We start from the raw sequence: 26,044 nt of genomic DNA, 5'->3' as shown, positions 1-26,044 counted from the left end.
TCAGGCCGCCTCTTGTTGCACCACAGCCAAGCGGGGCAGGGTGACGATCACCATTGTGCCAACACCAACTTCTGATGCGATGGTGAGCGAGCCACCATGCATCTCGGCAAAAGACCGCGACAAGGCCAGTCCCAGACCGCTGCCTTGGTTTGAGCGGGCATGTTCATTCTCAACCTGCTCGAATGGTCGTGCCAGACGGGGTAAGTCTTCAGCCTTGATCCCGATCCCATTGTCGATCACGCGAATGATGACAGAATCCAGATTATTCTTGACCTGAACCAGCACACGCCCATTTTCCGGGGTGAATTTGATCGCGTTGGACAACAGATTGATCATAATCTGCTTGATGGCACGGGCATCGCCAGTAACGTCACCTGCTTCAGTCAATTCGCCGACCAGAGCAATTTTCTTTTCGTCGGCCCGCCCGCGCACCAAACGCATGGCTTGCTCAATGGTTTCCTGCAGGTCCATGGGTTTGGGATAGATTTTGAACTTGCCAGCCTCGACCTTAGCCATGTCCAACACATCATTGATCAATTCGAGCAGATGCTTTCCGCTGTTGAGAATGTCGGTGGCATAGGTGAGGTAGCGGCGGTCACCCAAAGGCCCATAGAGCTGCTGGACCATAATCTCTGAGAAGCCATTGATAGCATTGAGCGGGGTGCGCAGTTCATGGCTCATATTGGCCAAGAAGCCGCTCTTGGCATTTGATGCTTCTTCGGCACGCTGACGCTCGATGCGATATTTTTCAGCCAGTTCGGAAGCCTTGTGCTCGGAGCGTTCAAGCTCAACCACGACCGAACGCATCTGGCGTTCTGAACGCATAATGCTCTCTTCGGTTTCCTTCAGAGGCGTGATGTCAATGCCGATGGAGACCAGACCTCCATCGGAGGTTTCCCGCTCTACCAATTGGATCCAAACACCATTGTCGAGTTCGATCTCTTGAGCCAGTTCGTCATAGCGATCTGGGCGTTGGGATTTAACCCGCTTAGCCGCAGCCGCAGAAACCGAATGATAGCTGGCCCCGGCCTGCAAAATACTGCCATCAAGACCAAAGGTCTTCGCAAAGCCGCCGTTCCACAAAATCAGGCGACGGTCCTTTGACCACAAGGCAAAGGGGCCTGAAATGGAGTCAATGGCATCACGCAAGCGGCGTTCAGCGGCAGCAACACGGGCCTCGGAATTACGCTCCTCCGACACGTCAATAGAGACGCCAATGGCTCGGATAATCCCTGGATTTTGTCGGTCAACCGCCGCCCGTCCGCGTAACTGGACATGGGTCACCCCCGCCTTATTGGCAATTTTCAGCACGATATCGAGCGCCCCGATCTGGGCAGCAGACGCCAAGGCAGCGCGCAGCCGGGCGCGATCTTCCTCGCTCAGGCTTGGCAAAATATCGGCAGTTTCAAATCGGCCAGCGCCGGGAAGCCCAAATGCTTGGGCCAATCGCTGGGTCAGATAGACCCGATCATTGGTAATGTCCCAGTCCCAAACCCCGCATCGGGCTCCCTCAATCGCGACACGCAAACGCCGCTCAGCATCGCGCATCTGCACCCGCGCATGTACAAAGCGTTCAGTCTGGCCCTGAACCAGAAACCAGATGCCAGCCGCCGCCAGGATCGGCCCCATGAACAAAAGCCCATACATGATCGCACTGCGTAGCCAAGCGGCATCAAGCGGGGTGCGATCGCGCGCCACATAAGCCACGAGCCCATTTTCCGCGCTGGCCACACCCAGCACGATTGGCAGCCCTTCGCCATCACGCGTGTAAAATCCCATCGGCGATCCTGCGGGCGGGGGCGATTTGAGACCAAATAGGGCAGGGGCTGGTTGATTGACTGCTGACTTGAAAGCGGGGACGGCCTGCAACAGATTGCCGCGCGGCTCACCAATACCGACTCGCCTTCCTGGGCCCAATGTATCCAGACCGCGGAAGGTAACAAAAGCGGCTAAAGCACCGCCATCAACTGTGCGTACCGCAATTGCCGGGGCATAGCGTCCGTTCCCCAGGCCCACTGCGCCACTCCAGCCATCTGTCTTGGCCAATTGTGCTGCTGCTGCCAGTGCACCGATGTCGCCAGCTGCAGCCGAACCCTGCGACACCATGGTCCCCTTGCTGTCAAAACTCGCAACAGCTTGTAGGCCCGGGGCTGTGGCGGCCAGAACCGCACCATCGACCATCCCCAATCCACTGGCCGCCATCAGGCTGGCGCGACCTTCTCGCATAGCTGCGTCAATCTTGGTGCTGATAAGGCGGGCTTCTGCGGCAGCCTGTTGGCTGGCATCGCGTTGGAAGCGGTCGTGATCGCGCTTGGCCAAAAGTAACACAACAGCTGCAAACAAGGCGCACAGCACAAGTGTGATCGCCACCGGCCATTGGCCGAGCATTTCATCGTCCTTGTGCGCCAATTTGGCCATTTATTTTCCGAATCAGAGGGATCACGATGTCTTTCGTAAGAAACGTAAAAGAATTCTTAACGCGACGTCTAGGGCCGGGCATGCGCTTCCTGTGAACCGTTTGCACAAAATGCAGACCAAGCTCGAGTTGGTATTCACGCCCCATGGGCGCGCCAAGCCTCCTTTGGCGGCAAGTCAGAAGTGCTTGTACCCCGGATGCAACAGCCTGGGGGTTACCCCATAAGGCCCGCTTGGATTTTGGAGAGAATTTCGCGGGTGTTGGCGGACAAGGAATTGCGGTTGAGCAGCTCTTGCAGGACCGCAGAGGCCAATTTTTGTCGGCCAAGTTCAACCCGCGCACACGATTCGAACATCGTCCCGAGGCGGGCGGCGAGCGCCCCATTCAGGCCATCCACATCGCCGATCAGATCGGCCAAACAGCGATAGCCAGCGCCATCGGCGCGATGGAAAGCAGCCGGATTGCCTGAGGCAAAGGCAGCGCCCAAAGCACGGACCCGGTTCGGGTTCAGCAAAGTGAACGCCGGGTCGGAACGCAATCTGGCAAATGTGGCAATCGGATCACCGCTGATGGCCATTGCTTGAATGCGGAACCATTTGTCCATCACCAGAGCATTGTCGGCAAAGCGCGACTTGAAGCCATCAAGGGCAGTTTGAAACCGCAGGCCACCAAATTGAGATAGGCCATCCAGCGCACTCATCATATCGGTCATATTGCGGGCTGCAAAGAAGGTGTTTTCTGCCCTCAGCGCCGCCCGGTCGGTCTGGCTGGCGCACAAAAGATCGAGACATGCTGCCATCAGCGCCCGCTTGCCTGCTGCCTCGGCATTCGGCGAAAAGGCTTGAGCAGGGTCATAGGTGGCAAAACAGGCATCCAGATTCTGTTCTAATTGTTCCACCAACACGCCACGCACAAAAAGTCTGGCAGCCTGCAGATTGGATGGGTCTGACAGAGGTTTGAGTTGCATCAACTCGCTGACGTCCGGCAGGCGCAACAACAGGGCAGCAAAAGCTGGGTCACGGGCGGCATCGGCCAGCGCACCTTGAAGTGCGCGACTGAGATCAGCGGGTACCTCAGGCTCTTGACCATGTGCCAAGGCCTCGGCCGCGCCCAGAAGAGCCTTACGGGCAATGGCTTGGGTTGATTCCCAGCGCACAAACGGGTCGGTATCGCAGGCCGCCAACAAGGCAAGATCGGCGTCAGTCTGATTGGTTATCAAACGGACCGGGGCGGAAAACCCGCGCAGATAAGAGACCGTTGGCTTTTCGGCCGCCCCGTCAAAAGTCAGTTCAAGTCGATCACTGGCCATTGGGATCAACCAGTCATCGGCGCGAACCTCGGTGCCGGCCAAATTGAGCCGCAAGGGCGCACCATCAGGGCCGAAAAAAGCCATTGCCACAGGCAGAGGCACCCACGTTTTCCCACTCTGACCAGGGGTGTCCGGCGTTGACTGAGATAAGCTTATGGTCAGGCGTTGGCGGACCTCATCATATTGACTGATGGCTTCCAGCGTTGGGGTGCCGGCCTGGTCATACCACCGCTCAATGCCATGCAGGGGATTGCCCGTTGCAGTGCGCATGGCTGCGAGCCAATCCTCAATCGTGGCAGCCCGCCCATCATTGTCGTCAAAATAAAGATCCGCCCCGGACAGGAAAGCATCACGCCCAACCATGGTCTGCAGGACCCGAATAATCTCCGCGCCCTTCTCGTAAATGGTAGAGGAATAGAAATTGTCGATCTTCACATAGCTACTGGGACGAACGGGGTGCGCCAACGGCCCCGAATCTTCAGGAAATTGCCGGGCGCGCAGGGCTTTCACATCCTTGATCCGCTTGACAGCGCGCGAGCGTTGATCGGCAGAAAACTCTTGATCCCGGAAAACCGTCAAACCCTCTTTCAGCGAGAGTTGGAACCAGTCTCGACAGGTCACACGATTACCCGACCAATTGTGGAAATATTCATGCGCCACGACTGCCTCAATTGCTTCGTAGTCGGCGTCGGTCGCGGTTTCCTCATCCGCCAATAGCAAGGCGGAGTTGAATATATTGAGGCCCTTATTCTCCATCGCGCCGAAATTGAAGTCCGCGACAGCCACAATATTGAACACATCCAGATCATATTCACGGCCAAAAACCTGTTCATCCCAGCTCATCGACCGCTTAAGCGCGTCCATGGCATAATGGGCGCGACTGGCTGCCCCCTTGTCGACAAAAATGCCAATCTCAACCTGGCGGCCAGAGCGGGTCACAAAGTGATCGTCAATCCGATCAAAATCACCGGCGACCAAGGCGAACAAATAGGATGGTTTGGGGTGGGGATCGTCCCATGCTGCCCAGTGGCGGCCATCGTCATATTCCCCAATGGCGACCTGATTGCCGTTGGACAAAAGAGTGGGGAAGGTGGCGCGAGGCGCTTCAATGCGCACGTGAAAGCGGCTCATCACGTCGGGCCGATCTGGCCAGAACGTGATGTGACGGAAACCTTCGGCTTCACACTGCGTGCAAAAGCGCCCTGCCGACATGTAAAGGCCCGATAAGGCGGTATTGGCAGCCGGATTGATCGCTACCTTCGTCTCGAGCTTAAAGGAATCCGGCACAGAGGCGATGGTGAGCCCCGTTTCGTCCAACTGATAGTCGCCAGGTTTGAGCGTGACCCCATCCAGCTCGATCGAGATCAACTCCAGATCCACGCCATCCAACCGCAAGCCAGCTTGCCGGGCCTCCACGATAGGCTTGCGCTCGATCAAGAGCCGCGAGGTCACAATTGTCCGCGTTGGCTGCAGGTCAAACACCAGCGATGTGTGCGACATGACGAAAGGGTAGGGCTGATAGTCCTGCAAGCGGACTTGGATTTGTTCTTGGGTGCGCATGGCTTTGGATTAGCCTGCCTCAGGTTATTTTGTCCAAGCCTTTTGTCTCCGATTGGTAGGTGTCGGGCAAAATGTTGAACCGACAGGCGCGCACATTCGGGGGCATCGACCCACCAAATTGCGCAGAATTGCAACACGCGAAATTAACTTCATGACGCTAGGTTTTGATGTGGTGATTTTAAAATTGAGGGCGTTATGGCGCTGGATCATGATCCAAGAAGTTTGAGTGGGCAGGCCTTGAGATCAGGTGATCCCCTGACCCGTACCAACCCTGCTGATCAGCAACCTGTTTTGCCGCCCCTGTCTCGTCCCACGGCTGATTTGTTGGGCAGCCTGACGCCAACGCGGGCTGCTGATCTAATTGCTGAGGTTCAGACCGGCTTGGCAGCCGCCCGGTTGTCAACCGACGAAGAAGCCAAGCGTAAGGCATTTGAACGGCGTGCCAGCGAACAACCCACCGAACGGATGATCGGTCGGGTGACATTCTGCAACGGGGCGCGGGCCACCATCTCGACAGTCGCGGATAATCTTTCACAAGCCAGCGCAGACTTTTGGGCTGTTGGTCGATTGATTTCGATCACGGTGGGCAAGATTCGCGTGGTCGCACTCGTCTATGAGATGCGGACTGACAGTTCAGTATGGAACCATAATGAATCCAATGCCGTCAGCGTTCAGGTCGAGCTGATGGGGGAAATCTATGAGGATGCGCACGGTAATTCCCGCTTCCACCGTGGCGTCTCGCGCTATCCCCAGGTCGGTTCGGTGGCACATAAGATCCGTGCGCGCGACCTTGAAATCATGCATGATCTGGGTGATCGGAAATCGGTTGAGATTGGCCGTTTGTCCCAGAATGCCGATATTCCCGCGACCGTCAGCGTCAATGATCTTTTGACGCGCCACTTTGCCGTTGTGGGAACAACCGGGGTCGGCAAGTCGTGCTCGCTGTCGCTCATTGTGCGCCAATGTCTGAGTGTGAAGCCAGAATTGCGCGTGGTCATGCTTGATCCGCACAATGAGTTTGGTGGGGCGTTTGGAACCCAAGCTCAGGTACTTGATGCCAGCACTTTAGAACTGCCCTATTGGCTATTCCGCTTTGAAGAGCTTGAGGATGTCATTTTTCGCGGCCGAACCATTCCTGAAGAGGCCGAGATTCTGCGCGAAGTGCTCGCCCAGGCAAAGACCAATTTTCAGAACGAAAAAACTGGGGCTACTGCCGCGGGCTTGGTGCGGAAGGCGCTCGATATTGGTGGGTTGAATGCCGATAGCCCGATGCCGTATCGCATATCGGAATTGTTCAAGCTGATCGACGACCATATCGGCCAACTTACACCACGCCACGAGCGGCACCATTTGAAATCCCTGCGCGTGCGTCTGGATGCTTTGGTCAATGATCCCCGTTACGGCTTCATGTTCACCAAGGGCGGTGCGGAAGATAATTTCTCAACATTGATCGCCCGGCTGTTCCGCCTGCCAGCAGATGGTAAGCCGATCTCCATTATCAATTTGTCGGGCTTGCCGTCGGATGTGACCAACGCCGTGGTCTCGGTGTTGGCCCGTCTGTGTTTTGACGTGGCCTATGCAAGTGAGGGTCAGCTCCACATTCTGCTCGTCTGCGAAGAAGCCCACCGCTATGTCCCCCAAGATGTGACGGCTGGCTTTGTCCCGACACGACGCGCCATTGCCCGGATTGCCAAAGAAGGCCGCAAATATGGCTGTTCGATTGGCGTGGTGTCTCAACGGCCGGGTGAATTGGATCCAACCATCCTGTCGCAATGTTCGACTGTTTTTGCCATGCGGCTGGCCAATGATCGCGACCAGGAGATTATTCGGTCGGCAATTGCGGATTCAAGTGGATCAACCATTTCCTTCCTGTCGGCACTTGATAATGCAGAAGCCATCGTGTTTGGCGAAGCGGTTGCGACAACCATGCGCTTCAAATTCACCTATCAAGAGCCGACACGATTGCCGCGGGCCGCTGGAAGCGACATCACCGACCCCAATGCCGTTTCGCGTAAAACGGGTGAGGCAGATGCCAAGCTGATTGCTACACGTTTGCGTGGTATGCGTGACCTCGAAAAGGCACCCATGCCAACCATGTTGGCAGAGGCGTCATCGGCACAGAAATTGGCGGCTGCAGCGGCCATTTCCGCGGGGCCTTTGGCGACACCTGCCGCCCGTCCAGCCGCATCTGCACCCGCGGCTGCGGCGGCGATGCGGCCACCGCCTTCCTTTGGCACAGGGGCAAAGCCAGGTTGATTTGTGACCTGGTGCGGAATTGATGGCGCCTGAAGCAGGGTGCCACTGCAACCACTGTGCACAAGTGCGCGATCTTCCCTTAGGTGACGGCTTTCCGTTCACGTAAACTGGCTTATGTTAGGCCCAAAGAATGACGGTTCAGCCTTTGGGCGGCCGCGACCTTTGGGAGGCATCAGTCATATGAATTTCGATTTCTCTGACGACCAGAAATATCTCAAGGAACAGGCACGCAAATTCCTGTCCGAACAGTCCAGCATGGCGGTCGTTCGCACAATCCTCAATGATGACACCAAGAGCCATGATGCCAAGCTGTGGCAAGCCATCGCCGACATGGGCTGGCTGGGAGCGGCTATTCCTGAAGCCTATGGCGGCTTGGGTCTGGGTGAATTGGAATTATGCGTCCTTGCAGAAGAAATGGGCCGTTCTCTGGCTCCAGTTCCATGGGCCTCAACGGTGTATTTCTTTGCTGAGGCGTTGAAGATTGCCGGTTCTGAGGCGCAAAAGCAGGCCTTGTTGCCAGGCGTTGCAGATGGCTCCGTCATTGGCTGTGTCGCGGCTTCTGAAGGTCCTGGTGAACCCCGTGCTGCCCATCTAACCACGCGCTTTGACGGCTCCAGCGTGTCAGGTACCAAATTGCCGGTGGCTGACGGGGATTGTGCCACTCATGCTCTGGTGCTGGTTCGTGATGAGACGTGCGGCGGGGCAGCCTCCTTGGTCATTGTCGATCTAAGAGGGGCGGGGGTGAGCGCCAAATCGGTCAAGACGTTTGATCCAACGCGCTCGCATGCCAGCATAACGTTCGACAAGGCCCCCGCCCATGTGCTGGGCGAGGCCGGTGACGGTGAAGCACTTCTGAGCCGCATTTATGATCGCGCGGCTGTCTTAGTGTCGTTTGAGCAGATTGGTGGCAGTCAGGCCTGCCTCGAGATGGCAACCGATTATGCCAAGGGGCGCTATGCCTTTTCCCGTCAAATTGGCAGCTTTCAGGCCATTAAGCACAAATTGGCAGACATGTATGTCGCCCTCGAAATCGCCCGCTCGAATGCCTATTATGGGGCGTGGGCGCTGAGCACCGATGCACCGGAATTGCCGCTGGCGGCGGCCGCAGCCCGCATTGCCGGCTGTGAAGCCTATTATCTGGCGTCAAAAGAGAACATCCAGACCCATGGTGGCATGGGCTTTACCTGGGAAGTGGATTGCCACCTCTATTATCGGAGGGCCAAACTCTTGGCCCTGCAAGCCGGGGCTCCGGCCCTGTGGAAAGAAAAGCTGGTGCGCCGTCTTGAACTGCGCAACGCCGCCTAAATAGGGAAGGAGATCGATATGGACTTTAATGATACCCCCGAAGAAGCCGCCTTCCGTCAACGCGCACAAGCTTTTCTGGCAGCCCATGCCGAACCAAAATCGGCCCAAAAGGAAAGCCTACAGAAGCGCTTGAGCGATAAGGAATATATGCTGGCCGCCAAAGCCTATCAAAAGGCCAAGGCTGAAAACGGCTTTGCCGGCATCACCTGGCCCAAAGAACAGGGTGGACAGGGTCTGGCACCCATCTTTTCGGTGATTTTTGGCCAAGAAGAGGGCAAGTATGACGCCCCAGCCGGGCCTTTCACCATCGGTCTGGGCATGTGCGTTCCCACAGTGATTGCCTTTGCCACCGATGCGCAAAAAGCCAGACATGTTGGCCCTGCATTGCGCGGCGAAGAAATCTGGTGCCAATTATTTTCAGAACCTTCTGCGGGGTCCGATGTCGCAGGCCTAAAGACACGTGCGGTACGCGACGGCGATGACTGGGTCATTAATGGCCAAAAAGTATGGACGTCTGGGGCCCATTATTCGGATTGGGGCATCGTGTTGGTGCGGACCAATCCCGACAAGGCCAAGCACAAGGGTCTGTCGATGTTCTTCATCGATATGAAATCACCGGGCATTGAGGTGCGGCCTATTCACCAGATGTCGGGCGGATCAAACTTCAATGAAGTCTATTTCACCGATGTGCGCGTTCCCCATGCCCAGATGCTGGGCGGGGAGGGTAATGGCTGGTCGGTGGCATTGGTCACGCTGATGAATGAACGCCTGGCTGTCGGGGGCAGTCCTGGCCCGGATTATAAGGAAATCTTCGACTGGGCGCGCACCATGCCTGGCATGGAAGGCGGTAGCCTTGCCGAAGATGCAGCCTTCCGTCAGAAAGTGGCGGATTGGTACGTGCGGGCGGAGGGCTATAAGCTCGCCAAATTCCGGACCATGACGGCGCTCTCCAAAGGCCAGACGCCGGGACCTGAAAGCTCGATCGGCAAGATCATCACCGCCAATCAGCTGCAGGACATCACCCACAATGCCATGGAGGCGATGGACCATTTTGGCATCATCACCGATGCGGCCCATGCCCCGGCAGAAGGTGTGTTCCAGCAAAGCCATATGTGGGCCGCGGGCCTGCGGATCGCAGGGGGGACGGACGAAATCCTCAAGAACATCATCGCTGAGCGTATTCTGGGTCTGCCCGGCGATGTCCGGGTCGACAAGGATGTCGCCTTTAAGGATTTGCCGAGCGGGCGCTAAATCCCGCCCAGTGGTCACCACCACATAAGTCCGCCGTGCAGGGTCTGCGCGGCGGGCTTTTGCCTTAGACGGCAACAGAAACAACGTTGACAGATCGGGCAGGCATACTCTATCAGCCGCCATGTCCAACCCAATTGCTAAATCTCCCCGCCTCGCCCCGCCGATTCGCGATGCCGTCACCTTTGATGATGTGCTGCTCGAACCGGGTGCTTCTGAGGTTATGCCCGGTCAGGTCGATGTCCGCACACAGCTGACCCGTGACATCGCCCTCAATATTCCTCTGATTTCGTCTGCCATGGATACGGTCACAGAGGCCCGTTTGGCCATCGCCATGGCGCAAGCCGGTGGGCTTGGGGTTATCCACCGCAATCTGTCCAATGAAGAACAGGCCGAACAAGTCCGCCAAGTCAAACGGTTTGAAAGCGGCATGGTGATCAACCCGATCACCGTCTTCCCGGATATCTCGGTGGGCGAGATCAAGGCCATCAAGGCGGCTCGCGGTGTATCGGGCTTCCCAGTGGTGGAGCGGGGGGATGATGGCAAGCCTGGCCGTCTGGTCGGTATTGTCACCAATCGCGATGTGCGCTTCGCCAATGACAGCGATAAAGTCTATGAAGTCATGACGCGGGAAAACCTGCACACCGTGCGGGAAGGAACCGACAAAGACACCGCGCGCCAATTGCTCCATCGCCATCGGGTTGAGCGCCTGATCGTGGTCGATGAGGATGAGCGTTGTGTCGGCTTGGTCACCGTCAAGGATATGGAGAAGGCCCAAGCCTTTCCCAATGCCTGCAAGGACGAGCAAGGCCGTTTGCGTGTCGGTGCTGCCACCACGGTGGGCGATGCAGGGTTTGAACGCTCAGAGTTTTTACTTGATGCGGGCTGTGATGTGATTGTCGTCGACACAGCGCACGGACATTCCCGCTCGGTGCTTGAAGCGGTGGAGCGGGTGAAGCGTTTGTCGAACCGGGTTCAAGTCATTGCCGGCAATGTGGCAACCGGGGATGCAACCCGCGCTCTGATTGATGCAGGTGCCGATGCGATCAAAGTGGGTATCGGTCCAGGCTCGATCTGTACGACCCGCATTGTGGCTGGTGTTGGTGTTCCGCAATTGACGGCGATTATGGATTGTGTTGATGCGGCCCATGCCAGCGGTACGCCTGTGATTGCCGACGGTGGCATCAAGTTTTCCGGCGATCTGGCCAAGGCCATCGCCGCAGGGGCCAATGTAGCCATGCTGGGCAGCTTGTTTGCTGGCACCGACGAGGCCCCAGGGGAGGTCTTCCTCTATCAGGGTCGTTCTTACAAATCCTACCGGGGCATGGGTTCCTTGGGGGCGATGTCGCGCGGTTCTGCCGACCGCTATTTCCAAAAAGACGTCAGCGATGCCTTGAAACTGGTGCCTGAAGGGATTGAAGGCCAAGTGCCCTATAAAGGCTCGGTTGCACCCATCCTGCATCAATTGGTTGGTGGGCTGCGCGCCGCCATGGGCTATACCGGGGCAGCGACAATTGGTGACTTCCAGACCAAAGCCCGCTTTGTGAAGCTGACCAGTGCGGGCCTGCGCGAAAGCCATGTCCATGATGTGACCATCACCCGAGAAGCCCCCAATTATCCTGTCGGGGGCTAAGCATGGCGACCATTGCCGCGCTGATGCCAGCCGATCATGGTTGGGTGATCGACCTTGGCAATGCGCACCAGGTTGAGACAGGCCCGCTTGATCCTGATCGTCTGACTGCCATGGTCGCGCAATCCTATCGGGCCTTGGTGGTGCCGCCACAGCAGGCGTTTTTGATCAGTTTTGTGGCCGGGGCGGCCTATGAAAGTCCGAATTTCAAATGGTTTGAAGCCCGGATGGCTGACTTTGCCTATGTGGACAGGATTGTCGTGGCCAAGTCTGCCCGCGGGCAAGGCTTGGCCCGAAGCCTCTATGAAGCACTTTTTGCCCATGCCCGTCAGGATGGGTTGAGCCAGATCGTGTGTGAGGTCAATGCCGACCCTCCCAATCCTGGGTCGGATCAATTTCATGCCGCCCTAGGCTTTATGCCTGTCGGCCAGGCGCTTTTGCCGAATGGAAAGACCGTGACCTATCTGGCACGGTCTCTGCACGGTCAATGAAAGAGTAAATTATGCGTTCTGGAGCCCGTGCCCAAGCAGCGATCAACATCCTTTCAGAGGTGGAAGCGCGCAAGCGCCCCCCGGCGGATGTGCTGAAGGATTGGGGGCTAAGCCACCGATTTGCTGGCTCAGGTGATCGTGCCCATATTGGCGATCTGGTGTTTGGGGCCTTGCGCTGGAAGGCCTCAAGTGCCCATCGCATGGGGATGGATGATCCGCGCGCCTGGGTTCTGGGGGCCTTGCGTTGGGGTTTTGGGGTCGATGCAACCAGCCTCGAACAACATGCCTATGAAGAGACCCACGCCTATGCGCCCTTGACCGAGGCCGAACGCACCGCTCTGGCTGGCGATAATCTGGCCTCAGCGACAGAGGCTGTACGCGGTGATTATCCAGCCTGGCTTGATGCCAGCATGGCGCGAATTTTTGGGGCTGCGCGTGCCGAGGAGGGGGCTGCCATGGCCGCACCCGCGCCCATAGACCTGCGCGTCAATCGCCTCAAGGCCCAACGTCCCAGCGTTTTGGATGCACTTTTGGCATCCACTCAGCTAAAGCCACGCCCTGATGGCAGTCCCGCGGCTTTTCTCACACCCTGGTCGCCCGATGGTATCCGGATTCCCTGGTCACAAGGCCGCAGCTTTCCTTGGGCCAAGGAAGAATCCTTCGTGAAGGGCGGCTTTGAAGTCCAAGATGAGGGAAGCCAATTAACCGCGCTTTTGGCCGGGGTAAGGCCGGGAATGCAGGTAGCTGATGTCTGCGCCGGAGGCGGGGGAAAGACGTTGGCACTTGCCGCCCTCATGGAGAACAAAGGTCAGCTTTATGCCTATGATGTCGACAGCCGTCGTCTGGCCAACAGCCATGAACGGATCGAACGGGCAGGTGTGCGCAATTGTCAGGTACGCACACCCCGGCGTGATCAGGACGTCTTATCCGACCTGATTGGTCAAATGGATCTGGTCTTCGTTGATGCGCCCTGTTCGGGCTCTGGAACATGGCGGCGTGCCCCTGATTCCAAATGGCGCTTGCGGCCGGCCGTGCTGGACAAGCGCCAAGTCGAGCAAGCTCAAGCCTTGGCCTTGGGTGCGCCATTGGTGCGACCGGGCGGCCGACTTGTCTATGTGACCTGTTCGGTCCTGCCTGAAGAAAATGAGGATAGCGTGGCGCGGTTTCTTGCCCAAGAACCGGGCTTTGAGGCGCTCAACCCACGCCAGCTGGCAGGCGAGGCTGGATTGTCTGCCATGCTGCCCCATTGCCACAAGGCAGGCCCGGGCTTGCAGATGACGCCGTTGGCGACGGGCACAGACGGCTTCTTCTTCTGCGTTTTGGAACGGCGCGCGTAACAAAACCTGCTCGGTCTTGACCCGTGGTCTTTGCGCAATAATGGACGGCTTTACGGGCTGCGCGTTTGAGGTAAAGGCCGCCCATCTTGGACCGCAAGATGGGCGAGGCGGTCGGGCGTGGCTGAGCGGAGAAGGCCTGTTTTGAGCCCGCCAAGAGTTCGCGCCATTTCACTGCGAAAAAATGGGATGGCTGCGAGGGGTTGAAACAGAGCATCACGCAAATGGGCCAATAGGTCGCTATCTGACTGGAAAAACGGGGTCAGGAGCCAGCTTGCGGCTTGGTAGAATCGGATCGGGTTAGCCCGTGCCCGGCCGAACTTCGCGCCTGCATCTTCTATTCCATAACAGGCAATGCAATCTGCCAGAATGGCAGCGTCCAGCAAAGCCGAATTCGCCCCTTGCCCCAATTGCGGGCTGGTCTGATGGGCTGCATCACCAATGTGGACCATCCCTTCACAGAAGGGGCGCGCAAGGGTGCGTTGACCATAACGGGCCAATGTTAGGTCGCTGGCTTGGTGGAATTGAGCAAGCACATCGGCAATCTCGGGCCAGAGGTCCGCGACATGCCGCTTCCAACCTTCAAAGTTTGCAACCCAGGCCGCGTGATCTTCGGGCTTCAGGCTCCAGAAGAAGGCAATATGTGGCCGCAGATCGCCGGGAATCTGACCAATTGGCAGGATGCCTATCATCGTATGGGCTTTAACATAGCGTTGGGTCAGGGTGTTGGTAATCGCCGTGGTATTGATCGGGCTTGCCCAAACCGCGCCATAACGGAAGGGCTTCGGCATTGGCGCACCTGCACTTATCGCTAAATCGGAATGACTTCCACTCGCATCAATCACGAGCTCAAACGGGCCAAGCCTTTCTTGAGTTTGTGTCACCAGAAACTGCTGAGTTCCAACATGCGCGCGGCCACAAATATGAGTATCGGCTTTGACCTCAATCGACAGGTCTTGAACCCGTTTCCACAGCGCCTGAAACAGGCTGGCACGGTGCACGCCAATCCCATAGCGTCCACGCCCCAATTGGTCATAGCCCAGGTCAAAAATCGTCCTATTGCTGTGAGCTACACTGCCAAAGAGGCGATCGATGCGCGCCCCAGCGGCTTGTACCGGGGCAAGAAGACCCAATCGAGCTAAAACAGCTTGCCCCGTTGGTTGTAGCAATAGGCCTGAACCCAATGGGCTTGGCGTGGCAAATCGCTCAACCAAACAGACATGATGACCCTGCTCATGGAGGAAAATCGCGCAAGCCAGACCGCCAATCCCGCATCCAGCAATTGCAATTCTGGCCAATTTTGCCTCCTTTGCGGACGCCCCCGCACACCGGAACAGCCTAGTCCAAGCCGCTTGCTTGACCAAGGGTGTAGATGTGCGACAAGTTAGGCTCACTCGGAAGGGGCTTTTCATGCGTGCTGAGGATCGCCACGACCTTCCCCGAGCGGTCCCCGCCATCCAGATCCGCCAGGCCAAACCACATCGGGCCTTGGCCTCGATTGTGACCTCATTTGGCGAACGACGGGCCGACTTTCAGAGCCTTCAAATCATACGCAGCCTCAATGCCCGTCCCGATCAATTCATCGAATTTTACTTTCAGGAGCCCTATCGGGTCCGCGAAAATGGTGCCGCCTTTAGTCCCACCCCGACCAGCGTTGTCGTTGGGGTCACAAGTGTTCCTGGCAAGGATTTAGGCTTTGTCGGCCAGATTGAAACCTTCACCATCCGCTTCCAGCCAACCGGTCTTGCGCGCCTGTTTGGCCTGCCCATGACCGAATTGGTTGACCAAGGCCTCAGCCTTGACGATGTCCTGCCGCGCCAGACCGCCAGTCTGGCCAAAGCCCTCGCACAGGCCCAAGGTTTTGACGAGCGTGTATTGATCGCTCAAAGCTGGCTTGAAGCCTGTCTGGCAGGTGCGCGGGCCTATGATGAGATGGACCATATCGCCCGCCTGCTTGCTAAAGCAGCAGGCGGGGTCAGTGTTGCCCACCTGGCAGATCGGGCCGGTTTCAGTGCGCGCCACTTGCAACGACGATTTTTGCGCGACGTCGGGGTGACACCGAAATTTTATGCCAGACTGACGCGCTTTGATGCCGCCTTAAGTCGAAGGACCGCCAATCCCCTCATGACATGGGCCCAGATTGCCGCAGCGGCTGGCTATGCCGATGAGGCCCATTTATCGCGCGAGGCGCATGCCTTGTGCGGCATGACCCCAGAGCGTTTTGCCACGCGACTTGAAGCAATCACGACTGTTTCTGCGATTGGTCCCAATATGTCCGATTTGTTCAAGTATGGCAGCACTTTCCCCCGCTAAACATGTGCGACATCAAGGAGGCACATGATGTTGAGACGGCATGTATTGGCGCTGGCTGGCGCTGTGGGAGGACTGATGATGACCGGGCAGGCACGGGCAAATCCAATTGGACTGGCAGAGGAAGATGAGGCTGCGATCCGGGCGGCCATCCAGGAATATGAGCGCGTTTGGAATATCAGCGATCTCGATGCGATGGGCAGGCTCTATGCCCCTCATGTGCATTGGGTGAATGTGAAGGCCATGCATTGGCGTGGCTTTGAGGAGGTTGACCGGGCGCATCGCACCTATTTCGACATCATGTTCAAAGGTGTGCAGCAGAAATTGCTGGCCATTGAATCCCTCACGCCACTGGCCTCCAACATCGCAGTGGCCGTGGTCCATTGGCATATGGATGCTTTCAAGACCCCCAGCGGTGACATTGCACCTCCGCATGAGAGCCGCATGACCCTGGTCTATGTGAAGTTGGCGGAGGGGTGGAAGATTGCCCATGGAGCGAATATTGATGTGGATGCGCAGGCGGCCCGCTTTGATCCCATCCGCGGGGCGGCCTTTGTCGGTCACGATGGTAACTAAAAGCGCCGGTATACTGCGGGGATTGGGTGTTCGGGGCTTTCGCCGCCGCGCGCATAAGGCTAAAGCGGGCCGATGACAGAGCCTAGCCACGAACACATCCTCATCATCGATTTTGGCTCGCAAGTCACCCAATTGATCGCCCGGCGTGTGCGGGAAGCAGGGGTCTATTGCGAAGTCCATCCCTATAATCGCGCCCAAGCCGTGCTCGACAACGGATTTGATCCCAAAGCGATCATTCTCTCAGGCGGGCCTGCCAGCGTATGCGATTCAGGCTCACCACGGGCACCCCAAGCCGTATTCGAGTTAGGCGTTCCGGTTCTTGCCATTTGCTATGGCCAGCAGACCATGGCGGTGCAATTGGGTGGTGTGGTTGAAAGCGGGCATGCGGCTGAGTTTGGGCGTGCCGATGTTGAAATCAAATCACCCAGTGCGCTGTTTGAGGGCATCTGGGACTTGGGTGGACGCTATCCGGTTTGGATGAGCCATGGCGATCGGGTGACCCAATTGCCAGACGGCTTTAGCGTGAAGGCCACAAGCGAAAACGCTCCCTTTGCGGTTGCCACCGACGAAGCACGGCGCTTTTTCAGTGTGATGTTCCACCCCGAAGTGGTGCACACGCCTGACGGGGCAAAGCTCATTCATAATTTTGTCCGCAAAATTGCCGGTCTGCGCGGAGATTGGACCATGGCGGCCTTCCGCGAGGAAGCCATAGCCCGCATTCGCGCCCAAGTTGGTGATGGCAAGGTGATTTGTGGACTGTCTGGCGGCGTCGATTCCTCGGTGGCCGCAGTCTTGATCCATGAAGCCATCGGCGATCAATTGACGTGCGTCTATGTCGACCATGGCCTGATGCGGGCAGGGGAAAGCGAGCAAGTCGTGTCGCTGTTCCGTGACCACTACAATATCCCGCTGATCCATGCTGATGAGAGCGAGCGGTTTTTGACGGCTTTGGCCGGGGTCAGTGATCCTGAGGTCAAGCGTAAGACGATTGGCAAGCTGTTCATCGATGTGTTTGAGGAAGAGGCCCGTTTGGTCGGCGGGGCCAGCTTCCTGGCCCAAGGCACGCTTTATCCCGATGTGATCGAAAGTGTCTCATTTGATGGTGGCCCATCGGTGACGATCAAGAGCCACCATAATGTCGGGGGGCTGCCTGAGCGGATGAATCTGAAACTGGTTGAGCCGCTGCGCGAGCTGTTCAAGGATGAAGTGCGGGCCTTGGGCCGTGAACTTGGCCTCAATGATGCTTTTGTCGGTCGACATCCGTTTCCAGGACCAGGGCTTGCTATTCGCATCCCCGGCGAAATCACCCGCGAGAAGGCCGATATCCTGCGCAAGGCCGATGCCATTTATCTGGAGGAATTGCGCGCCAATGGCCTCTATGACACCATTTGGCAGGCGTTTGCGGTCCTGTTGCCCGTCAAGACCGTTGGCGTGATGGGCGACTACCGCACCTATGACCATGTCTGCGCCCTGCGGGCTGTGACTTCTACCGACGGAATGACGGCTGACTTCTTTGCCTTCGACATGGCCTTCTTGGGGCGGGTCGCAACCCGCATTGTCAATGAGGTCAAGGGCATCAACCGGGTTGTTTATGATATCACGTCAAAACCCCCGGGGACGATTGAGTGGGAATGACGTGGCAGGCAAGGCCCATCAACGGTTATTCTAACGCGGAGAACGAAGCACTTGGGCGGTAAAACGCCCAAATGCTTGCTCTTGATGCCAACAGCTCAATCATCACGCAAAGCAGCATAGGAAGGTGGGTCGGCAAAGCCTTGTCCGATCATCTTGCGGTGCTCTGCTTTGGTGAGTTGGACCGCGATCTTGTCATAGGCGGTCAGAAGGCCGGTCAGCGGATTGTTTGCCAGCGCCATATCTTCTTTATGAAAGATGCCGCTATCGATGCCCAAGGCTGACAGTCGCTCACGCAAGGTCGGGTGGGTGTCGTTGGGATGGGCCATCTCAAACGCCAGAAGATCGTTCTTGCGCTCTGCGAAATCCATTTCCTTGAATGCTTTCTGGCAAACGTCGACATATTCAGCATTTAAGTCTGTCAGAAACTCACCTTGATTAAGACGGTCAACGTTTTCGGCGCGCAAAGTCGCCCACGCATCTGCAAATAAGCTGAATTTGAGAAGCGAGGTTGCCAAGGCCTTTGCGTTGCTGACTTTGGCACCAATTTGATCAGCACTTATTTCGCGCTCGCGTCCAATTTTGCGCTCGACGACCGAAAACTCATCATGCAAGAGTTGGAGAAATGAGAGGGTCGGGACCTTCACATAGTCGATCCGCCCATGTTCATCGATTAAGGCGTGCATGGCTGTATCAAGCCGGGCATAGGCTGGATAGAATTTCAGCGAGTATTCAGTATCTTCCCCAATGAAGTGGCCCATTTCATGGCCAATCACTGCGCGCAATTCATCCTGTGACAAGATACGAAGAAAGGGTACGGGCAAATAGAGTGTAGACCCCGTCAGATCCTCAGCCGCTGGATAGACCGTGACCTCAGCCCCCGTCACAAAAAAGCTTGGCTCCAGCCCAACAACAATATTGTCAGGGCGACGGGCTCCTACTTCATCGGCAACCTCATGCACAAGTGCGATCAAATCAGGGCCTGTGGCATCATCTATCACCACGCCTTGGATCGCCAAATTCAATGTCTGCATGGCTTTGAAGGATGCTTCAACAAGGTTGACGCCGCCGATCACAGCAGCAAACGCAATCCCCGCCAGCACCACAAAATGGACCCGTCCAATAAAAACAGTTTCGGCGATATAAATGCCAAATACCGCCACAGCCCCTTGCAGGATGATCGACAAAGAAAGTCCAAGCACCATGACACGTGTTAGAGGCGGCAGAACAAAAGCCAGCCTTTGTCGGTTGTGTCCCGCATAGAGGCGCGCCAAGGCCAAGAGCCCAAAAAGCCCAAGCCCCACCGCGAGGCTGACCAGAGCACCGAATTCGAAAATCTCAAGCTGGCGTGCTGGTGCACAAAGCTCGGCGTCTTCAGGATTATGCGTGGCACAAAGATCGCGATAATCAGGAATCCTATCGGTTTGGACAGATAGATTATTCTCGCGCGCATAATCCATCATGCTCGCAATGAAATCTCCCTGATAGGATTGCGAAACCAGGTTAGAAATGCACAGCGCAGCAATTGGGATCAGTGTAACCAATGCCACGGCCTTTGCCATGTTCAAAAAACGATTATTCAAATTGGCCCCCTCAAAACTTTGGGCTAGCCTATGGTGACTTTAATTTATTGCAATGCCTCTGATGGGTTCCTTCGTCAGAAAAAGGCTTGAGATGGCCAGGCGCGCAGCCTTGCCCTGCAGCAAACCTGTTCGTGCGTGGTTTGCGGATGCGGTGAGATGCAGCGTTAGTCTGCCACGATTTGACAGGTGCCGCCTCGGCCAGAAACGATGCGGCAAGCCTCACGGGCAACACTGGAACCCAAGCCTGAGAAACGGGCACGATACCAGACCCCGTCGGCCCGCTTGACACTCGATACTTCGCGGCTGGCAAACGACGGGAAATGGCGTGAAAACTGGGCCAGAGCCGCTTTGGCGTCCTTTTGGCTGCGGAAAGCACCAACTTGCACAATGGCATCCCCGCGTGCCCGTCCAGCGATCAATTGACGATCATTCTCTCGGCGGGCGGCCACCGCACGGGCGGCTTGTTGACGGCGTGCTTCTTCCCGATCAGCAACGGCCTTCGCGCGAGCTTCCGCAGCGCGGTCGGCTTCTCGGCGCTCATTGGCTTGACGGACTGCGAGGGCGCGGGCCTCCTGTAAGCGGATTTGTTCTTCCGCTACCGCAGCCACGGCTACCATCGGTGCCGGGGCGGGGGGGGAATCCTGTGTGACCTCACCTGCATCGCGGATGGGCATGACCGCAAAGTCCATGACAGGTCGCGTGCTCGAACCAGCCTCGCTTGGCTGCGGGGCGAGATTTGTGCTGTAGCTGACTTGTACTGACCGCAGCCCAAGTGCGGCGATCCGGTTTGGTGTCGCCGCAGCAGGACTTCCTTCTTGCAATGGGGCTTGCGGCAATTGAGCGAGCTGGGCGGCAGGAAGTTGTGTGCCTGTTGCCTCGGCAACATCCTCATTCTCGTCGGTGCGGTCGCTTGCATTGCTTTGGTTGGATTGGCTGTCAAACAGGACGGCCCGACCAGCTGAGGTGTTCATGTCTGCCAACAAGATGCTGGGCTTGCCTTTGTCAAAGCCGCGCGTACGCTCGGTACGAACCAAGGCCAATTGACCTTTACGCTCGCCATGCGGAATGCTGGCCTGCACCAATGAGGCCGTTTGGGCGACGAGGGCTTCGGCATCCGCCCGGTCTCGGGCATCTGTCAAAACAAATGGGGCAGGGGCATCCAAGTTTGCAAAGCCCTGCGGGGCTGCTTGCAAATCTCGGAACGCCGACTCAGTCAGCATTTCGACAAAGTCGTCACGGGAAAAGCGGGTTTTGCCGCCCAGAACGACCGTTACCACGCGCCGACCATTGCGCTCTGTGGTCGCTGCCAGATTGAAGCCAGAATCGCGGGTGAAGCCGGTCTTGAGGCCGTCCATGCCCTCCATACGGCCCATCAAATGGTTGTGGTTGCGGGTGACTTGGCCGTTGAACACCATTTGGGGTGTTGAGAACCAATGATACTGGTCGGGAAAATCCCGCCGGATGGCGATGGCTAACCGGGCGAGATCTTCTGCTGTGGTGAATTGGATTGGGTGGGGCAGTCCCGACGCATTGCCGAACGTGGTGTTCTCCATCCCCAATTCACGCGCCTTGGCCGTCATCATGCTGGCAAAATTCGCTTCACTGCCACCCAAAGTCTCAGCCACTGCAGCAGCCACGTCATTGGCCGAGCGAACAACCAGCGCTTCAACTGCCGTTTGCATCGAGATTGAGTTGCCTGGAGCAATGCCCAGCTTGGTCGGGGCTTGACGGCTTGCATAGCTGGAAAACACAATCCGATCGTTCCAGCTCACCTGACCCTTTTCCAAAGCGTCGAACAGCAAATAAAGTGTCATCACTTTGGTGATGGAAGCAGGCCGACGCAATGCGCGGGCATTTTCCTCGTAAATCACTTCTTGGGTATCGGCATCCACCACAATCTGGGCAAAGCGCGTGTTTGTGCTGGGGGCAACTTGCCGCGCCGGAGTTTGAGCCACAGAGGTGGGCACTCGACTTGCGGCGGCTGTGCGGGTGGTCTCACGATTTCTGCTGTTTGTCCGTGCACCTTTGGCCCGGGACGCCGAAGCCCGCGTGGCCTCAGCGCGGTTGCCACGGGCTTTGGTTGATTTGGTGCGTGCAGATTGGGTGCGGGTTGCTTTCGCGTTCGACGCGCGCGACTTTGTCGCCTTAGCTGTCTTGGATTTTGCTGCTTTTGTTTTGGCTTCAGTCCGAGATCCTGAAGCTGCTTCAACAGGAGCCGGTGCTGTCGTCATCCAGGCCATCACCATCATCATCGAGACGCCGATCAGTCTGAATGAAAACGAGCGACTTGCCATGTTGGTCTCCGAGAACTTTCGATCAGCCTAAGAAGCTTATGGTTTACTTAGGCTTAACGCGACGGGCCGACCGGACGCCGGAGCCGCAAGGCGCAGCCCAACCACTGTTTTGAACATGGTTTACGCAGGCGCGGTTAATTTGTGATCACACTTTCTGGCGCTGTCAATCGAACTCCCCCACACGAAACCGTCAGGTCGTCCAGCAGAGGCCGCGTCAAGCAGGGACAAAACCGGGTCTCATCCAACAGGCTTTGCGGCAGGGAAAAAAGCCACCATGACCCAATGCGGGCACATTTGTCGCGGATTGAGGCTTCGGAATCGCTTGACGCTGCAAGTGCGAAGGTGCATGCTGCAACTGCGAAATGAATTGGAGCCACTGGTCGGCAACGCCTGTTGGCTCTGACAAGATCGCGGAGAAATATGATGGCGACCAAAAAAGTGACGGCCAAGTCTGCGCCAAAGCCACGCCGGGCAACGTCTGCACGAAGCCCAGCCTCAAAGGTGGCGGGGTCATCTTTGTCTTTGTCTCCCGCGCAGGCCGATCATGGCGCAGACGCACCCGCCGAGCGGCCTGTCCTTCAGGCTCTTGCTGAACGCGGCCTAAAGGACGCTCCCAATCCCTCTTCCTTGGAAACCACACCCGATTCCCGGCCGAGAGCCGAACATCAGGAGAAAGCCCCCATGACCAGCAAGTCCACTTCTTTCGAGACCGTATTTGCCCCCACCACTGAAGCCTTCCAAGCCGGCTATGAAAAGTTGCAAACAGCTTTTGGCGATGCCTACAGCCATAGTAAGGCCAATGTTGAAGCCCTGACGTCTTCGGCTAAGATCGCAGCAGAAGGGGTTAAGCAGGCATCTGAAATCAGCCTTGCTTATGTGCAGGCTTCCGCAGCTCAAGCCACTGAAGTTGCCAAGAGCCTTGGTAGTGTGAAGTCGCTGCAAGAAGCTGTCGAAATTCAGGCTGATTACACCAAGAATGCCGTGGCAACCTATTTTGCCGAATTCACCAAAGTGTCGGATGTGTTGCTGGCTGCGACCAAAGAGTCGGCCAAGCCGATCAGCGAACGGGCTAGTGCGCTGTGGTCATCCATCCAGTCTGCCCGCTAAGCCTGCCCGCTCAGCGGTTATTGAGTAGAATTGACCGACTTAAAAGGGTCCGAGCCTGCCTCGGACCCTTTTTTGCGCTATATGTCATGGGGGCGGGGTTGCTGCGAACTTATCCAGCCCTTGCACACGAAATAGGCTTCCAGAATTCGGCAAAGCACTTATCTATAGTCAACGATTGAGTTTCTTTCAGAAGCCCAAGCACAGTGTCTGCCGAGGCAGACGTCATGAGACGGTTGATCAGATGAGCGACGAACGCGGTGACGATATGGACGATGACGGCTTTGGTACCGATGGCAACACACCTGGTGGTGGCCGCAGTACTGCGGTTGTCGCACGCGCCAAGCCGAAGACGAAGAAGCCATCGCTCTATCGGGTGCTGGTATTGAATGATGACTACACGCCGATGGAGTTTGTGGTCTATGTGTTGGAGCGTTTCTTCAACAAGTCGCGAGAAAGCGCGACACGTATCATGTTGCACGTCCATCAATCGGGCGTGGGTGTGTGTGGAGTATATTCTTACGAAGTAGCCGAAACCAAGGTCGCGCAGGTCATGGATCTTGCCCGGCGCAATCAGCATCCCCTGCAATGTACCATGGAAAAGGAGTAGAACGTGCCCTCATTCTCACGCGGCCTAGAACAGTCTCTCCACCGTGCCATCGCTTTTGCCAATGAGCACAAGCACGAATATGCAACGCTTGAACATCTGTTGGTCGCCCTGATCGAGGATGAGGATGCAGCCCATGTGTTGAAAGCCTGCAATGTCGACCTCGACCGCCTGAAAGCCGATTTGCTGGGCTATATCGAAGGCGAACTTAAGAATCTGATCGTGTCGGGTGAAAGCGAGGCGCGGCCCACCGCGGGCTTCCAACGCGTCATCCAGCGTGCCGTGATCCATGTTGAAAGCTCTGGCCGCACGGAAGTGACCGGGGCCAATGTGCTGGTGGCTTTGTTCTCCGAACGGGAAAGCCATGCCGCTTACTTCCTGCAGGAACAGGACATGACCCGCTATGATGCGGTCAATTTCATCTCGCATGGTGTGGCCAAACGCCCCGGCATGACTGAGCAGAAGCGCGTTAAAGGGGCTTCAGAAGAGCGCCAAGAGGAGACTGTCAGTTCAAAGGAAAAGCCTAGCTCTGGTGAGGCCTTGGCGACCTATTGCGTGGACCTCAATGAGAAGTCGCGCAAGGGGCGGGTAGATCCGCTGATCGGCCGGGCTGATGAAGTTGATCGTGCTATTCAAATCCTGTGCCGTCGGCAGAAGAATAATCCGCTATTGGTCGGTGATCCCGGCGTTGGCAAAACCGCCATTGCGGAGGGTCTGGCGCGTCGGATTGTGGAAGGCGACGTGCCCGATATTCTGGCCGAAGCCACCATCTTCTCGCTGGATATGGGCGCGCTTCTGGCCGGTACGCGGTATCGGGGTGATTTTGAAGAGCGTTTGAAGCAAGTGGTGAAGGAATTGGAAGCCCATCCCAATGCCATTTTGTTCATCGATGAAATCCACACGGTGATCGGGGCAGGGGCCACCAGTGGCGGGGCGATGGATGCGTCCAATCTGCTCAAGCCCGCCCTGCAATCGGGGTCGATGCGCTGCATGGGCTCGACCACCTACAAAGAATATCGCCAGCATTTTGAAAAGGACCGCGCTTTGGTGCGCCGCTTCCAGAAGATCGACGTCGTGGAGCCGACCATTCCTGATGCGGTGAAAATCCTCATTGGTTTGAAATCGGCCTATGAAGAGCATCATAAGGTCCGCTTCACCACCGAAGCCATTCGGGCAGCTGTTGAATTGTCAGCCAAATATATTGGCGATCGCAAATTGCCCGATAAAGCCATCGATGTGATTGACGAAACCGGTGCAAGCCAAATGCTTTTGCCTGAAAGCAAGCGCAAAAAGACCATTGGTGTCAAAGAGATCGAAGCAGTCGTTGCCAAGATGGCGCGCATTCCATCCAAGTCTGTCACCAAATCTGATACAGAAGCCTTGCGCACGCTGGAGGCGGATCTGCGTCGGGTGGTGTTTGGCCAAGATACCGCACTGACGGCATTGGCGGCCTCGATCAAACTGGCGCGTGCGGGTCTGCGTGATCCCAACAAGCCGATTGGGGCCTATTTGTTTGCCGGGCCCACTGGGGTCGGCAAGACCGAAGCCGCTAAGCAGCTTGCCAATACGATGGGCGTGGAAATGCTGCGCTTTGACATGTCCGAATATATGGAACGTCACTCTGTCAGCCGCCTGATCGGGGCCCCTCCAGGCTATGTCGGCTTTGATCAAGGCGGCTTGTTGACCGATGGTATTGATCAGCACCCCCATTGCGTCTTGCTGCTCGATGAAATCGAGAAGGCGCACCCAGATCTGTACAATATTCTGCTGCAGGTAATGGATCACGGCTCTCTGACCGACGCTAATGGCAAAAAGGTCGATTTCCGCAATGTTGTGCTGATCATGACCACCAATGCTGGTGCATCGGATGCCGCCAAGGACGGTATTGGCTTTGGTCGTGGCAAGAAGGATGATGAGGAAGGTGAGGCCATCAAGCGGTTGTTCACGCCTGAATTCCGCAACCGACTGGATGCGGTCATCCACTTCAAGGCTCTGACGCCTGAGATTGTCGGCAATGTGGTCGATAAGTTTGTCCTGCAATTGGAAGCCCAATTGGCAGATCGTCAGGTGGAGATTGAATTGACCGATGCCGCCCGCAGCTGGTTGGCTGTGCGTGGCTATGATCCGGCGATGGGGGCAAGGCCACTGGGTCGCCTGATCCAAGAAAAGATCAAGAAGCCGCTGGCAGACGAATTGCTGTTTGGCAAATTGAAGAAGGGTGGTCTTGTTCGCGTGGATGTCGATGCGGCTGATACAGAGAATCTCACCTTCTTCTTTGAGCCAGCTCTACCTAAGCCCAATAAGAAGGGGGCTGCTCACCCTGAAGCCGAGGGTGCAGAATAAGGACTTCAGACATGAAAAGGGCGGCCAACTTTGTGTAGGCCGCCTT

18 protein-coding genes are annotated in these 26,044 nt (G+C 56.8%); 13 read left to right on the top strand and 5 right to left on the bottom strand.

What is annotated here, in order from left to right; genetic code table 11:
* Both PbB2_RS04840 and pepN read right to left on the bottom strand, forming a co-directional pair.
* Positions 1-2,418, bottom strand: coding sequence for a PAS domain-containing sensor histidine kinase (locus PbB2_RS04840; RefSeq protein ID WP_108984154.1), 2,418 nt, complete (start codon positions 2,416-2,418; stop codon positions 1-3).
* Between the two features lie 212 nt (positions 2,419-2,630).
* On the bottom strand, positions 2,631-5,285 hold the full coding sequence (gene pepN / locus PbB2_RS04835) for an aminopeptidase N (RefSeq protein WP_108984153.1): 2,655 nt from the start codon (positions 5,283-5,285) through the stop codon (positions 2,631-2,633).
* Between the two features lie 195 nt (positions 5,286-5,480).
* Here pepN and PbB2_RS04830 point away from each other — a divergent pair, with 195 nt between their 5' ends.
* The 6 genes from PbB2_RS04830 to PbB2_RS04805 all read left to right on the top strand — a co-directional run bounded on the left by PbB2_RS04830 (position 5,481) and on the right by PbB2_RS04805 (position 13,552).
* Positions 5,481-7,541, top strand: coding sequence for an ATP-binding protein (locus PbB2_RS04830; RefSeq protein ID WP_108984152.1), 2,061 nt, complete (start codon positions 5,481-5,483; stop codon positions 7,539-7,541).
* A gap of 180 nt (positions 7,542-7,721) precedes the next feature.
* Positions 7,722-8,846, top strand: a complete 1,125-nt coding sequence (locus PbB2_RS04825) for an acyl-CoA dehydrogenase family protein (RefSeq protein WP_108984151.1) — start codon at positions 7,722-7,724, stop codon at positions 8,844-8,846.
* An 18-nt stretch (positions 8,847-8,864) separates the two neighbouring features.
* On the top strand, positions 8,865-10,097 hold the full coding sequence (locus PbB2_RS04820; RefSeq protein ID WP_108984150.1) for an acyl-CoA dehydrogenase family protein: 1,233 nt from the start codon (positions 8,865-8,867) through the stop codon (positions 10,095-10,097).
* 121 nt (positions 10,098-10,218) lie between these two features.
* Positions 10,219-11,727, top strand: coding sequence for an IMP dehydrogenase (guaB, locus tag PbB2_RS04815; RefSeq protein WP_108984149.1), 1,509 nt, complete (start codon positions 10,219-10,221; stop codon positions 11,725-11,727).
* Between the two features lie 2 nt (positions 11,728-11,729).
* Positions 11,730-12,215, top strand: a complete 486-nt coding sequence (locus PbB2_RS04810; protein ID WP_108984148.1) for a GNAT family N-acetyltransferase — start codon at positions 11,730-11,732, stop codon at positions 12,213-12,215.
* An 11-nt stretch (positions 12,216-12,226) separates the two neighbouring features.
* Entirely contained in the window at positions 12,227-13,552 is a 1,326-nt protein-coding gene (locus PbB2_RS04805) for an RsmB/NOP family class I SAM-dependent RNA methyltransferase (protein WP_108984147.1), read from the top strand.
* Positions 13,553-13,602: 50 nt separating this feature from the next.
* Here the strand turns inward: PbB2_RS04805 and PbB2_RS04800 are convergent, their stop codons facing one another.
* Positions 13,603-14,847 (bottom strand): FAD-dependent oxidoreductase, encoded by a 1,245-nt coding sequence (locus tag PbB2_RS04800; protein WP_192576170.1) that lies wholly within the window; start codon positions 14,845-14,847, stop codon positions 13,603-13,605.
* Positions 14,848-14,959: 112 nt separating this feature from the next.
* Between PbB2_RS04800 and PbB2_RS04795 the strand changes: the two genes are divergently transcribed.
* The 3 genes from PbB2_RS04795 (at position 14,960) to guaA (ending at position 18,070) form a co-directional block, all read left to right on the top strand.
* On the top strand, positions 14,960-15,862 hold the full coding sequence (locus tag PbB2_RS04795) for a helix-turn-helix domain-containing protein (protein ID WP_108984145.1): 903 nt from the start codon (positions 14,960-14,962) through the stop codon (positions 15,860-15,862).
* Positions 15,863-15,889: 27 nt separating this feature from the next.
* Positions 15,890-16,435, top strand: coding sequence for an SgcJ/EcaC family oxidoreductase (locus PbB2_RS04790; RefSeq protein WP_192576169.1), 546 nt, complete (start codon positions 15,890-15,892; stop codon positions 16,433-16,435).
* A 72-nt stretch (positions 16,436-16,507) separates the two neighbouring features.
* The gene (gene guaA / locus PbB2_RS04785; protein ID WP_108984143.1) at positions 16,508-18,070 is read left to right on the top strand and encodes a glutamine-hydrolyzing GMP synthase; all 1,563 of its coding nucleotides are present in this window, start codon (positions 16,508-16,510) and stop codon (positions 18,068-18,070) included.
* A gap of 95 nt (positions 18,071-18,165) precedes the next feature.
* On the opposite strand, the gene PbB2_RS04780 is transcribed toward guaA, so the two are convergent.
* Together PbB2_RS04780 and PbB2_RS04775 are read right to left on the bottom strand one after the other, a co-directional pair.
* Entirely contained in the window at positions 18,166-19,629 is a 1,464-nt protein-coding gene (locus PbB2_RS04780; RefSeq protein WP_108984142.1) for a M48 family metallopeptidase, read from the bottom strand.
* A gap of 185 nt (positions 19,630-19,814) precedes the next feature.
* Positions 19,815-21,617, bottom strand: coding sequence for a D-alanyl-D-alanine carboxypeptidase (locus PbB2_RS04775; protein ID WP_192576167.1), 1,803 nt, complete (start codon positions 21,615-21,617; stop codon positions 19,815-19,817).
* Between PbB2_RS04775 and PbB2_RS16005 the strand changes: the two genes are divergently transcribed.
* From PbB2_RS16005 to clpA, 4 genes are all read left to right on the top strand, one after another.
* Positions 21,610-21,975 (top strand): hypothetical protein, encoded by a 366-nt coding sequence (locus PbB2_RS16005; protein WP_192576166.1) that lies wholly within the window; start codon positions 21,610-21,612, stop codon positions 21,973-21,975. The genes PbB2_RS04775 and PbB2_RS16005 overlap by 8 nt on opposite strands.
* Positions 21,976-22,367: 392 nt before the next feature.
* On the top strand, positions 22,368-23,051 hold the full coding sequence (locus tag PbB2_RS04765) for a phasin family protein (RefSeq protein ID WP_192576165.1): 684 nt from the start codon (positions 22,368-22,370) through the stop codon (positions 23,049-23,051).
* Between the two features lie 265 nt (positions 23,052-23,316).
* Positions 23,317-23,658 (top strand): ATP-dependent Clp protease adapter ClpS, encoded by a 342-nt coding sequence (gene clpS, locus PbB2_RS04760; RefSeq protein WP_108984309.1) that lies wholly within the window; start codon positions 23,317-23,319, stop codon positions 23,656-23,658.
* A 3-nt stretch (positions 23,659-23,661) separates the two neighbouring features.
* Positions 23,662-25,998: an ATP-dependent Clp protease ATP-binding subunit ClpA gene (gene clpA / locus PbB2_RS04755; protein ID WP_108984138.1), complete on the top strand. Its 2,337-nt coding sequence runs from the start codon at positions 23,662-23,664 to the stop codon at positions 25,996-25,998.
* The last annotated feature ends 46 nt before the right edge of the window (positions 25,999-26,044 follow it).

Origin of the sequence: Candidatus Phycosocius bacilliformis, assembly GCF_003112735.1 — a bacterium.
Lineage (GTDB): Bacteria > Pseudomonadota > Alphaproteobacteria > Caulobacterales > Aquidulcibacteraceae > Aquidulcibacter > Aquidulcibacter bacilliformis.
Note: the sequence above shows the minus strand (reverse complement) of the source record. Positions and strands in the feature narration are given on the sequence as shown.

Bases quoted from the DNA above. Each gene is read 5' to 3' on its own strand.
- PbB2_RS04805 (WP_108984147.1), top strand. From the start codon at position 12,227: ATGCGTTCTGGAGCCCGTGCCCAAGCAGCGATCAACATCCTTTCAGAG.
- guaB (WP_108984149.1), top strand. From the start codon at position 10,219: ATGTCCAACCCAATTGCTAAATCTCCCCGCCTCGCCCCGCCGATTCGC.
- PbB2_RS04795 (WP_108984145.1), top strand. From the start codon at position 14,960: ATGCGTGCTGAGGATCGCCACGACCTTCCCCGAGCGGTCCCCGCCATC.
- pepN (WP_108984153.1), bottom strand. From the start codon at position 5,285: ATGCGCACCCAAGAACAAATCCAAGTCCGCTTGCAGGACTATCAGCCC.
- PbB2_RS04780 (WP_108984142.1), bottom strand. From the start codon at position 19,629: ATGGCAAAGGCCGTGGCATTGGTTACACTGATCCCAATTGCTGCGCTG.
- PbB2_RS04840 (WP_108984154.1), bottom strand. From the start codon at position 2,418: ATGGCCAAATTGGCGCACAAGGACGATGAAATGCTCGGCCAATGGCCG.
- PbB2_RS04765 (WP_192576165.1), top strand. From the start codon at position 22,368: ATGGCGACCAAAAAAGTGACGGCCAAGTCTGCGCCAAAGCCACGCCGG.
- PbB2_RS04810 (WP_108984148.1), top strand. From the start codon at position 11,730: ATGGCGACCATTGCCGCGCTGATGCCAGCCGATCATGGTTGGGTGATC.
- PbB2_RS04820 (WP_108984150.1), top strand. From the start codon at position 8,865: ATGGACTTTAATGATACCCCCGAAGAAGCCGCCTTCCGTCAACGCGCA.
- PbB2_RS04825 (WP_108984151.1), top strand. From the start codon at position 7,722: ATGAATTTCGATTTCTCTGACGACCAGAAATATCTCAAGGAACAGGCA.
- PbB2_RS04830 (WP_108984152.1), top strand. From the start codon at position 5,481: ATGGCGCTGGATCATGATCCAAGAAGTTTGAGTGGGCAGGCCTTGAGA.
- clpS (WP_108984309.1), top strand. From the start codon at position 23,317: ATGGACGATGACGGCTTTGGTACCGATGGCAACACACCTGGTGGTGGC.
- guaA (WP_108984143.1), top strand. From the start codon at position 16,508: ATGACAGAGCCTAGCCACGAACACATCCTCATCATCGATTTTGGCTCG.
- PbB2_RS04790 (WP_192576169.1), top strand. From the start codon at position 15,890: ATGTTGAGACGGCATGTATTGGCGCTGGCTGGCGCTGTGGGAGGACTG.